Genomic DNA, 12,216 nt, shown 5'->3' with positions numbered 1-12,216 from the left:
ATTATACTAAAAACGAGAGGATCATGCTATTTTTATACCAATTATTATTGAATTTTCAAGGTACACAGGTTATTTCACGACTGCGAAGTTTGAGTTATTTACTATTAATATATAATTAACTCTCCAATAATTATATATTAATATTTTCCCTAATCATTTAAGAATTCAGGCTATGGCTTTTTTATGGGGGAAAACCTTCCCGCTGTATCTACACGGTACTGCAATCTTACGAATTGCCTGTGCAAACCCATATTATTAAGCAAAAAAGTCTTTTATATTATCATATATTGCAAATATTGCCTTACTGGCTTCGCATTCGGTTTCCATTATCGAAATATTATTATTAACAGCTCGGATAACTTCTTTATCGAAAGGAATTTTACCCACCAGCAATAAATCTTCCTCAATGCAAAAATTTTCAATTTGTTTAGTTTGCTCTAAATTAACATCGTATTTATTAATACATACAGCTATCTTTATACGAAATCGCTGTGCTGTTGCTATAATACGTTTCATGTCATTAACACCGGCAATTGAAGCTTCTGCAACTACCAGTACCATATCAACACCATTTAATGATGCAATAACCGGACAGCCAATTCCCGGCGAACCATCAATAATGGCAAATAATTTGTCCTCTGCAGCCTGCTTTAAACGTTTTTTTACACTATCTACCAACAAACCGGAATTGCCGCTGCCCATCTTCAATTCAGCTGTGGAAAATATTCGTCCATTTGTATATAAATCCATTTTACCAGCAGTAAACTTCTGTAAGCTTATCGCTCCAACTGGACATACAATCTGACAAGCACCGCACCCTTCACATTCATAAGCATTAATAGTACAGTCATCTTTTATGGCATCAAAACGGCAGATTTGTCTGCATTTACCGCATTTAACACATTTATCTGTATCAATAACGGCTTTATCCATGCCATAAAAATTTTCTGTTTCCGGTGCATTTTGCATTTTAGTTATCAAATGCAGATTAGGTGCATCAACATCACAGTCGGCCATTGCCATTGCCTTACTCAAATGGATAAGTGCACCGGCAATAGTAGTTTTTCCCGTACCACCCTTACCACTAAGAATCAATAGCTGTCTCATTTTTTATTTCCTTTGTAATTGTCTGTAGTAACTGTTTAAACATTATTTCATATTCCGTAGCTGTTCTTACTAAAATTAAACCAGCTGTATTAATTTGGGCAATCTTTTCATCATAGGGAATTCTGCCTAATATTTTTATATCTTTTTGCTGACAAAATTTTTCAATTGGATTATCTATTGTCTTATCATATTTATTTAAAATAACACCAAATTTTTTCGAAAAAAAGCTAACCAATTTATAAATCATCTTAAGATTATGCAAACCAAATACTGTCGATTCCGCTACCAACACACAATAATCAGCATCTTTAATGCTTTCCATCGCCGTGCAGGCACTGCCCGGTGGACAATCAATAAACTTGTCCCCATTGTCATATTGATTTATTTTAGCCAGTAGCTGTTTTATTATTGGAACTCCCGATGCCTCACCTACATTCATGATCCCCGTACAGACGGCTACGCCATTTGATTGACCATATTCTATCTGCCCTATATTTTTTTCCCTTTCTGTTATTGCCTGTTGGGTACACAACAGCATGCAGGCGCCACAGGAATGGCATAATTCTTCAAATACAAATACTCTATTTTTTATGTATGCTAAAGCATTAAATTTGCAAAAATCAACACAAGCTCGACAGCCATTACATTTATTTACATCTACTTGCGGTATTTTTATTTTTACAGCTTCACTCTTTAATTTTTTTGATTTAAAAAACAGCTCACCATTAGGTTCTTCTACATCACAGTCGGCATATACTGCCTGCCCGGCAGCTGCCGCCAAATTAACCGATACCAATGTTTTTCCGGTACCACCCTTGCCGCTTAGTACCGCAATTTTCATCTTATTTTCCTCCATGATATCCCGCATGGATATCATTCATAATTACTAATTTTCCAGCTGTATATGCATCAATATTAGCTTTAACCGTACCTTCAATACTTGCATAAATTTTAATATCACCTTCAGCCAATACATCAGCTGCATTTTGCCCGCATTGCGGTGCTATTAAAACCTGTACTCCATTATCTAAAACAAGCTGGGCAGCTTTAATGCCAGCACCGCCCTGACTGGCTATAGCTGAATTATCTAACGTCTCCATTTGTTTTGCTTCCATATCATATATAATAAAATAATTAGTTCTGCCAAAAGTTTGGCTTACATTACTTTCAATATTCTTATCTTCTGCCGGTATTGCTATTTTCATATTTTACCCCTTTTTTAGTAAATGGCAGGACAAATGTCCTGCCTTCTTTTATCATCAGCGATTACCGCCACGCTGCATACGGTTTCCCGTTCCCTGGCCTTGACTTTGACCTTGACTTCTATTAGCATTACGCCCCTTGCCCATGCCTTTTCCCTGACCACATCTTCCTGCTGACGACATACCAGTATTTTGGTTATCTTGTATCGTCTGGCGACGACAGCCATTCATTCCATCAGGTCCTGTTCCATCTCTGTTTGGCATTATAAACACCTCCGTATATAAAAACAAAACATGACATATTTTTGCAAATCGCAATTCATTATCGACATATGTCATTTATATTTTTATTATAGCAAATTAATGTCATATGTCAATAATAAATATATGTTTTATTTTCCCATAAGAAAAAGACCATTGAACAGCATACAACCTGTTCAACGGTCTTTTTCTTAAAAGCATAAATATATATTTTTTTAATCACTCAGCATAAAATAAAAATAGCTTAACACTTTTCTATATAGGCTGCAGCGATGAGCTTGCTCCCTGATTGAGAAAATATCTCAGCATATTTCCCATAATTATTATGCAATTTTGGCAAAAAATCGCTTAAGTTATATAATATATTCTAATTATTTTTTCCAAAATTGCCATGTTATGAACTCATCCTGCCTATTATAAAATAAGCGGACTACAATCAAGTCCCATCGCTCCAGCTGTATTTTATCACCATTTATACTTTATCATATTTTTTTAGCGCATTTAGCTGCACCGAAATCGTTCTATATAAGTAATAAATGATGATGAAAACATTTATTCTATATCATATTGCTTTCTTTTTTGTAATCATATCACAAAAAAATTATTCATGCAATATTTTTTTAATATTTTCTTTTTATATATAATATTATTAATTTTCATTATAATTACTAATATGTTTTTTTGTAAGTATTTCGTCTAAACCTAATATTTAACTAGGAATAGCCGTAATTTTTTTTTAAATTATTGATAATATTATTCTTTTATTTAGTACTTATATTTTTATTATTAATCACATCACCATTTTTCCTTCTAATTTTTTATTTTTATTTATAATTCTTATCATATCTTTTAGAGGGAATATTCGCCCTTTGTAGAAATACAACTATTAAGATATGCCCGCTCCATTAGTCTTAAATACACTACTAATACATAAAGAGGTACATATGAACAACAATGGACATACTTTAAAGGAACAAATTTATAATGATATTTTCACTGATATCGTTCATGGCAAATATCCTGTCAATACAATTATCACCGAAAAATTTTTAATGGAAAAATATAATGTAAGCCGCGCACCTATCCGCGAAGCCTTAATGCAGCTAACTGGTACAGCTGTATTATCAAGCATTCCCCGGCAGGGTTATAAAATAACCGCTCCCAGCATTCAGCAAATGCGTGACATTACCAGTTTCCGCAACGCCTTGGAAACATCGTTCTTAAAAACTTTTTACTCATTTATTTCAGCTGATACTATTGCCGAATTGCATAAACTATGCCAAGCCTATGATGCCTGTGCCACTAATGATTTTATAGGACGCTGGCATTATAACTGCCTGTTTCACTTAAAACTATTTGCCAGCTACAATAATGACTATTGTTATAAATTATTGCAGGAAGCCTTATCTATTCAAACTATTTTCTTTGTTCAGAGCAAACATTACGCTTCCACCAGTCTGCATTTAGCTATACTCGACTACCTAGAAAAAGATGAAATTGATACCGCCATAAATATCTTAAAAGCAGATATTGGGCATTTTCTTTTATCCACCAGCGCTGAAGAAGTATCGTAAACTATTATCTTCACTGCAAAATAATGGGATCAGATGATAAATTATCGTCTGATCCCATTTTTTCTGTATTTACTTACCAATCATAATATTTAAAATTTCTACATCGGTAGATTTCATCCCATCTTTACCGATTCTGCCAATATTTTTAATTGTTCTTTCATAATCTTTTTCCACTACACCTTCACCAAATGGGAATACCAAATCACGTCTGGCCATTTCATACCCCATTATTCCCGCATCAACAGCGCTCGATATTTTAGCGGCGCAGGAGTCCTTTGCCCCATCGCAGACAATACCGGCAACATTGCCCAAAGCATTTATCAAAGTCTTGCCGATTATATCGCTATCTGCTCCATTTAAATATGCTATACCGCAGGCAGCCGATGCTCCTGCCGATACAGCACCACAATAAGCTGACAAATTGCCAATAAAATACTTTTGGTGCATTGATATTAAATTAGTTAAAATTAACGCCCGATATAATTTTTCTTTATTGACCTTCATCTCTTCGGCATAAATCAAGACTGGCATCGTACAGGTTATTCCCTGATTGCCACTACCGGAATTTATTACTACCGGCAGTGCACAGCCATTCATACGGGCATCAGAGCCGGCTGCCGCTGCTGCCCGCGCTTTTATTCTGATATCATCACCACTGCAGGCCATAAGTGTACGTCCTACCTGCGCTCCCCATTCATGTTTCAATCCTTCCTGCGATATAGCACTATTGCATTCAATCTGATGGGCTATAACATCTTCTATATCAGACAAATCAACGGTATTTGCAAATTCTATTATCTGTTCAATAGTAAGCTCTGACTTATCACCCACCTTACTTAAAATAACATCTGGCTGGGAGAATATCACCTGCCCATTTTTTTCAATTCTGGCAATATGGTTATGCTTGCTTTTTATTTCAACAGCAGCATTATTTTCTTCGGCAAAAACTTCAATGCGCACATATAAGTTATCTTCATCTTCCTGCAATTCACAGCTGCATATACCTTGCTGACATAATGCCTTAGCTTTATCAATATCAGCGGCAGTAACTTCGCTTATTACCTGTAGCTCTAAATCCGCATTTCCGGCTACTACCCCAAGAACAGCCGCTGCTGCTACGCCTTTTTGTCCACCGGAATTAGGTACTACCACGCCTTTAACATTTTTTATAATATTGCCGCTGCAGCGTGCTGTCATTTTTTCCGGCATTATACCTAAAACCTCTCTGGCCTTTGCCGCTGCATAAGCTATAGCAATAGGTTCCGTACAGCCCATTGCTGTTAATAAATCTTCCCGTAAAATCTTTATATAATTATCATATTGTGCCTTTTGCATTTTCTTTACTCCCTGCCTATTCCTCTAACAACACTCTATTTGTTAAATTGAGCATAGCATAAAGAAAAATGCCATACAAGTATTTATTTGTATGGCATACAATTTTACATATATATTTTTAAAATATCACGCAAGATAACTAAACCGCGTTTTAATTCTGCAACCGACTGTGGTGCACATATCGACAGCCGTACTGCTTTGGTTGGTATACTTTTGCCAACAACAAAACGACCAGCCGCATATACCTGCACACCTTTTTTTAAAGCCAGTGCTTCCATTTGTTCACCTGTTAATTCTCCCGGCAAAAGCAGCCAGCGAAACAGGCAGTTTTCATCACCATAACAGGTAAAATCAGCTAATATGTCGTTCACCAAAGCATTGCGCCGCTTATTTTCCTGCTGGTGCTGCTTAATAGTTATATCGATATCACCGGAAACTATCATCCGTGCTGCCAGCTCACTCATAAGCGGCGCAACATTAACCGCCATATTGTATAAAGCATTTCGCACCTGTTGATGGTACGCTTTTGGAACAGCCATATAGGCTAACCTTAAGCCTGGTGATAATGCCTTTGATAATCCGGCAATAAAAAATGTCTGCTGCGGCAAAAGCGACGCTAATGGCAGTAATTTTTTCTCCACCGATAAATTATAAGTACCATCCTCAATTATTAATAAATTATATTTTTTTGCTATTTCTACTATTTTACGCCTCAGCCCTTCCGACATATTATGCGTAGTCGGATTTTGATACTGCGGCATCAAATAAACGGCCTTGATATTATCATGCTTACATGCATAAACAAGGCTATCCTCTGTTATTTCACCATTGCAATGTTCAAGCGGCACCAATTTTATTCCCAGCATTGCCGTTGCCGTTTTCAGCCCCGGATAAGTTTCCGGATCAGACGCAATTTTATCACCATATTGGCAGGCAGAACATAATGCTGCCATTAAAGCATTTTGCCCGCCGCTCGTCAAAAACACATCCTCAACTGGTGCAGCATAGCCTTCCCTTTTTAACAGTAATGCCCCCGCCTGTCTGTGCCAGTTCATTTCCCCCGCATCCGCATAGTCAAACCATTTGGCATAATTTTCTTCTTTAAGCATTTTTTGCAATTGTTTGCGCAACTGTCCATAAGAATTATCATCTGGTCTTGTTGCCCCCAGAGAAATGATTTGCTGGCTCTTCATATCAGGCAAAAGATGCATATTAGCCATGGCATCATAAGACACATACGTACCACTGCCAACGCTGGCACTTAATAGTCCTTTTAATATACATATCTTAAAAGCCTTCGTAACCGTACTTAAATTTATATCAAGAAAATCGGCTAATTCCCGCTGCGGCGGCATCTTCGTACCCGGCCTGAGAACACCGCTTTTTATATCATTTTCCAGCTGCTGAGCCAGATTTTTATAAATTGCGCCTCTTTTTTCTATCACCGGACGCCAGCTCATTGGATAATCAATAAATGAATTTATCGGCATAATAACCCCCACCGTTTTTATTTAACTGTATACCATTCATTATCCATGTGCAATATTTCTTTAAAATTGCAGTGTAAAAAAACAAAGACAGAGTCCCCTGCCTGACTCCGTCTTTTATGCATATTGAATATTTGTATAAATATTTTTTACATCACTTATAATCCCTTCAATATCCACTGCGCACTGCTTACCATACTCCACTACAATATCCGCCTGCGGTGTATATTGTTTGTACCAGCTAAGAAATAATGGAAAATCTAAGGTTCCATCCAGTATTCTATTATGGTTATCATCACAACCATTATTATTATGCACATGATAGGCTGCTATTTTATAAGCTAATTCCTGCATAACAGTCTTTATATCCCAGCCATTAGCATTAGCATGCCCAATATCAAGCAAAATTTTTTCTGGTATGCTCTTGGCCATCTCAATAAATTCCTGCTGGTTAAACAGCATATTATTATATGCCGCTACTCCAGCATTTTCTACAACTATTTGTGCATTATACATTCTGGCCTTATTTCTCAGCAATGCTAAATTTTCAATGCTATTGGCTATCATCTCTTTTTTTATATCTGGCAAAACCTTGCAGTTATTATTATGGTAAACAATATATTTACTGCCAAATTCGCTGGAAAGCTGCAATGTTTTAGCAAAATATTGCATAGAGCGTTGATATTCAGCTGTACCAGCTTTTTTGCTATGCTCAGTCTGATAATAAGGACCATGCAGTGATATTTTATATTTTTTAAAATCAACTAAATAATCCTCAATCACCTGTTCAAAAATTGTACTTTGCCATTCGGGAAAAAGTTCTATGCCTACCGGAATGGGCATTTTTTTTACTAGCGAAAATATGTCCGGCAATTGCTTTGCTTCATACAGATTGGTACTTATATAAATTGTCATAATATGCCTCCGGATAGCCAATATTATTTTCATTTTTTTTACTAAATAAATGTATTTTTTTACTATCCAGCGAAAAATATATTTTTTGCCCTGGCTTCAATGAAAAATTATCGCATAATATAATGCCCTCACAGCCTTCCACCATAAAATACACGCCACATTGATTACCATATGTTTCTATATATTTTATTATGCCAATAAAAGTATTATTTTTTTGTTCATGATAAATCTTCATATGTTCCGGCCTGATACCCAAATAAAATTCCCGCTGATTTTTCTGTCCAATATAGGCATTCCAAAATTCCGGCAGCTTTACCTTTTGTTTACCTATATGGACATATCCATCCTGATAATGGGCAGGCCATATATTACTGCCCGGCGAACCAATAAATTTAGCGGTAAATACATTAGCCGGATTATTATAAACATTTTGCGGCGTATCAATTACTTCCAGTCTTCCTTTATTTAATACAGCCACCCGATCTGCCAATGTCATTGCTTCAACCTGGTCATGTGTAACATATATAAATGTCTGGCTATAAGCCTGATGGATTTTCATGAGTTCCTTACGGGCATGTACCCGCAACTGGGCATCAAGATTCGATAACGGCTCATCAAGCAATAATACACCACTGCGCTTTACAACCGCCCGTGCCAAAGCCACACGTTGTCTTTGACCACCTGACAAATCTTTAGGCTTTCTGTCTTCCAGCCCATATAGTTCCAACATTTTCACAACCGCCTGCAATCGGCTTTTTATTTCCAAATCAGTTAATTTTTGTATTTTTAAACCATAGCAAATATTATCAGCTACAGTCATATGTGGATACAGTGCATAATTTTGAAATACCATACTGATATCACGCTTGCCGCTGACTATATCATTCACACGCTGTCCATCCATATATAGATTACCGGAGCTTATATCATCCAGTCCCGCCACCATTCTCAGCGTTGTTGACTTACCACAGCCTGATGCTCCCAGAAGAATAATTTTTTCACCAGGTTTTATACTAAAATTCAAATTTTTAATTATTTCATTTTTTCCATAAACCTTACAAATATTTTCCAAAATGATTTCCTTCATTTTTACAACCTGCCTTTCTATCCCTTTATTCCAGAAGATGTAAATGTATTAATAATGTATCTTTGAAATACCAGATACAAGCCAAGTGGTATTATCATCGTAATCACAGCTACCGCCATTGCCATACTGAAATCAGTACCGCCTTCCGAGCTGATAAACAGCTGCAGTGCCAGCGGTAGTGTATAATTGCTTGTATCCTTCAATATTAGCACCGGCCATACATATTCATTCCATGCATTAATAAAAAACATTATACTTGTAGAAATAACCGCCGGCCTTATTAGCGGCAATACAATTCCTGACAATATTTGAAGATGACTGGCCTGTTCCAGCTGCGCCGCCTCAATAAGTGAAGTGGGAATTAAACGCATGGCCTGTCGGATAAGAAAAATTCCTGTAGCATCACTGAGCTGCGGCAAAATAACGCCAATTATGTTATTACGCAAGCCCATTTGGGCAACAAGCAGGTAATTAGGAATCATCGTTATCGTGAACGGAATGAAAATTGTACTTATTAATAAAAAATACAGTATATTTTTACCGGGAAATTTAAAATAAACAAAGGCATACGCCGCTAGCAGACTCGTGCCTATCTTAAAAATTGTAACTACTGCCGCAACAATAAAAGTATTATAAATTATACGGCCTAAAGGCAGACCATTAAATGCCCGCAAATAATTATCCAATGTTGGCTTAATGGGAATAATGCCCAATACATTACTATACGCCTCACTAAGTTCCTTAAACGATGTTGATATAGCAAAGATTATCGGCATCAATGATATAAATAAAGCCGCTATTAATACAATATGGTATTTTATATTCCCACTAATTTTCATAGTAAATACCCTTTTCCACATATTTAAATTCAATAACCAGCAGTCCTATAAAAATCAGCATTGCTGCTAACGAAAATGCCGAAGCATAGCCTGTATGATATAGCAAAAATCCTTCCTGATATACATTATAAATAACATTAGAACTGGCATTATCCGGCCCGCCTTGTGTCACTACCTTTATTGGTGTAAATACATATTGCAGCCCCTGCACTATTGTCATTATAAAAATATATACTCCTGTAGCACTGCTCAGCGGCAAAACAATATCCCAAAAAATCCTATGCAGCGGCACATTATCCATACGGGCAGCTTCAATTATTTCCTGAGGCACGCCTGTAACTCCGCCAAAAACGACAATAAAATTATAGCCAAAAATTTTCCAGGTAGTTATTATACTAAGTACCACAATTACCATTCCCTGTGTTTTAGTCCATATTGGTATAGTAATTCCCACAAAATCTGCAATAATAGCGATAGGTCCTCCTACTGGATTTAATATCCATAAATATAAAATAGAGCCCACCACCAATGAAATAACACTAGGCAAAAAAAATGCCCCTTTATAAAAATTGCGGCCGCGTTGTATTACAAAGGATAAAATAAATGCCAAAATATATGGTGCAATACAATTAAGTACCAGTAATATCACAATATAAGCAAGCGTATTTTTTATAATTACCGGCATCAATGGATCATACAGCAGCGTTATATAATTTTTCCAGCCAACAAACTGTTTTAATGGGCTTATCATATTCCAATCCAAAAAACTTAGATAAATTGTGTAAAACAACGGATAGAACATAAAAATTAGAAATACTGCCACTGCCGGAAAAAGCAATGTATATGGCAGCAATACTATTTTTGCCTTATTTTTTTTCCCTACTATCAGTCTGTCTAATATATTTTCCATACATTTACTCTCCTCAAAAATAAAAATGATGGCTGGAAAACAATTTTGCCAGCCATACCATTTTTAATATTATTTAAGTAGTTTATTTATCTTGGCCTGAGCCTGTGTCAATGCCTCCTGCGCCGATACACTGCCGCCCAAAATCTTGTCGCGGGCATCAAGCAACAGCTGCTCAGCCTGTAACCCAGCATTACCTGGGAAAGAAGCCCATGGCACTACACTATCCATCTGGGCAATAGCAGCCTGCATCATTTGGTTTTTAGCCATAAAATCTTTCAGTCCATTCGGATCTTCGGCAACACCTTTACGTGGCGGTACATAGCCGGTTCCCTTGGTCCATGCAGCCATTGATTCCACACTGTATAAATATTTCATAAACTCCCATGCTGCTTTTTTCTGTTTGTCATCCTGTGCCGTTATTGCCAGAAAACAGCCGCCTGCCGGCAGTCTTCTAGTTTTATCCTGCCATACTGGTGAGCTTACAGCCGTGACAGCAAATTTGGCATTTTTCTGCACATTGGCTCTTTGGGCAATAGTCGTATACAGCATTGCCACATCGCCATTTATAAATGCCTGCACTCCCTGATCCCAAGATATATGCAAAGCTGATTTTGATTTCGTTACCATATCAGCATAAGCCTGATATGCTTTTATCCCATCATTTGACGCAAAACTAGCCTTGCCATCAGTTATCATTCTGGCGCCATTGCTTTCAATAAGGGCTTGCTGAGCCCAATTATCAGCAGGCTCCTGCATATAAAATCCATATTTGCCTGTTTTTTCTTTTATTGTATTAGAAAACTTTATCAATTCTTCCCATGTCTTCGGCCCATTTTCATCGAGACCCGCCTTACGTAATAAATCTTTATTAATATAAAGAACCGGCGTACTCAATGAATATGGCACTCCCACCTGCACACCCTTGCCATTTTTAGCCAATGCCAATATATTTGGCAAAAAATTATCCGTTAGGAATTTTTTATCCTGTGGTGCATACTTATCAATAATTTCCTGTGGTGGCGTATAGCTGAAGTTATTAGAAAAATAATCAAGAAATGCCCAACCTACCTGTACTACCGCCGGCGAATGACCAGCAGCAACTTCTGCCTGCAAATTCTGCATAAGCCCCTTATACATATCCGGGTTATACCTGTCAACAACCTCTACATCCTTGCTTTGGGCGTTAAATTTATTCACAAGTTCTTTTACTGTTTTGCCGCCCTGCGTTTCGGCATTACAATGCCAATATTCAATCTTTACTTTGCCATTTTTGGCACTTTCTCCCGCCTTAGTACTGCTGCCACAGCCAGCTGTCAACAGAGAAGTTCCCAATAAGCCGACTGCTATCATTTTCAAAATGCTTTTTTTCATTTGCTATACCCCTCGTATAATAAGTTTTGTAAGCAGATATCCGCCAGTTTACAAAGCTTATTTTTTTATGTTATAAAGGTTATCCTGATGCTACAATAATTTTAGTGATTTGTAGCAAAGGTTACGTC

The 12,216-nt window shown here is 36.9% G+C and carries 12 protein-coding genes; 1 reads left to right on the top strand and 11 read right to left on the bottom strand.

Going from position 1 to position 12,216, the window contains the following annotated elements; all coding sequences use genetic code 11:
- Positions 1-255 precede the first annotated feature (255 nt).
- From HNR32_RS12955 to HNR32_RS12940, 4 genes are read right to left on the bottom strand one after another with little or no spacing between them, the layout of a single operon-like run.
- Complete coding sequence (locus tag HNR32_RS12955) at positions 256-1,107, bottom strand: ATP-binding protein (protein ID WP_183863342.1); 852 nt, start codon at positions 1,105-1,107, stop codon at positions 256-258.
- On the bottom strand, positions 1,085-1,948 hold the full coding sequence (locus tag HNR32_RS12950; protein ID WP_183863340.1) for a nucleotide-binding protein: 864 nt from the start codon (positions 1,946-1,948) through the stop codon (positions 1,085-1,087). Before HNR32_RS12950 ends, HNR32_RS12955 begins: the two co-directional genes overlap by 23 nt.
- Position 1,949: 1 nt before the next feature.
- On the bottom strand, positions 1,950-2,312 hold the full coding sequence (locus tag HNR32_RS12945) for a NifB/NifX family molybdenum-iron cluster-binding protein (protein ID WP_183863337.1): 363 nt from the start codon (positions 2,310-2,312) through the stop codon (positions 1,950-1,952).
- A 54-nt stretch (positions 2,313-2,366) separates the two neighbouring features.
- The gene (locus tag HNR32_RS12940; RefSeq protein ID WP_183863335.1) at positions 2,367-2,573 is read right to left on the bottom strand and encodes a hypothetical protein; all 207 of its coding nucleotides are present in this window, start codon (positions 2,571-2,573) and stop codon (positions 2,367-2,369) included.
- A gap of 941 nt (positions 2,574-3,514) precedes the next feature.
- On the opposite strand from HNR32_RS12940, the gene HNR32_RS12935 reads away from it, so the two are divergent.
- Positions 3,515-4,144 (top strand): GntR family transcriptional regulator, encoded by a 630-nt coding sequence (locus HNR32_RS12935; protein WP_183863333.1) that lies wholly within the window; start codon positions 3,515-3,517, stop codon positions 4,142-4,144.
- 69 nt (positions 4,145-4,213) lie between these two features.
- Here the strand turns inward: HNR32_RS12935 and HNR32_RS12930 are convergent, their stop codons facing one another.
- From HNR32_RS12930 to HNR32_RS12900, 7 genes are all read right to left on the bottom strand, one after another.
- Positions 4,214-5,479, bottom strand: coding sequence for an L-cysteine desulfidase family protein (locus HNR32_RS12930; RefSeq protein WP_183863331.1), 1,266 nt, complete (start codon positions 5,477-5,479; stop codon positions 4,214-4,216).
- A 104-nt stretch (positions 5,480-5,583) separates the two neighbouring features.
- Complete coding sequence (locus tag HNR32_RS12925) at positions 5,584-6,969, bottom strand: aminotransferase-like domain-containing protein (protein WP_183863329.1); 1,386 nt, start codon at positions 6,967-6,969, stop codon at positions 5,584-5,586.
- Between the two features lie 114 nt (positions 6,970-7,083).
- A complete protein-coding gene (locus HNR32_RS12920; RefSeq protein ID WP_183863327.1) occupies positions 7,084-7,881 on the bottom strand; it encodes a sugar phosphate isomerase/epimerase family protein in 798 nt (265 codons plus the stop codon).
- On the bottom strand, positions 7,850-8,968 hold the full coding sequence (locus tag HNR32_RS12915; RefSeq protein ID WP_183863325.1) for an ABC transporter ATP-binding protein: 1,119 nt from the start codon (positions 8,966-8,968) through the stop codon (positions 7,850-7,852). The genes HNR32_RS12920 and HNR32_RS12915 overlap by 32 nt, the downstream gene beginning before the upstream one ends.
- Before the next feature lie 17 nt (positions 8,969-8,985).
- Positions 8,986-9,807 carry a carbohydrate ABC transporter permease gene (locus HNR32_RS12910; RefSeq protein WP_183863323.1) on the bottom strand — a complete coding sequence of 274 codons (822 nt, stop codon included), beginning with the start codon at positions 9,805-9,807 and terminating at the stop codon, positions 8,986-8,988.
- A complete protein-coding gene (locus HNR32_RS12905) occupies positions 9,797-10,717 on the bottom strand; it encodes a carbohydrate ABC transporter permease (RefSeq protein WP_183863321.1) in 921 nt (306 codons plus the stop codon). Before HNR32_RS12905 ends, HNR32_RS12910 begins: the two co-directional genes overlap by 11 nt.
- Positions 10,718-10,786: 69 nt before the next feature.
- Complete coding sequence (locus tag HNR32_RS12900) at positions 10,787-12,088, bottom strand: ABC transporter substrate-binding protein (protein ID WP_183863319.1); 1,302 nt, start codon at positions 12,086-12,088, stop codon at positions 10,787-10,789.
- Between the last annotated feature and the right edge of the window lie 128 nt (positions 12,089-12,216).

This window comes from Pectinatus brassicae (genome assembly GCF_014201835.1).
Taxonomy (GTDB): Bacteria; Bacillota; Negativicutes; order Selenomonadales; family Selenomonadaceae; genus Pectinatus; species Pectinatus brassicae.
Note: the sequence above shows the minus strand (reverse complement) of the source record. Positions and strands in the feature narration are given on the sequence as shown.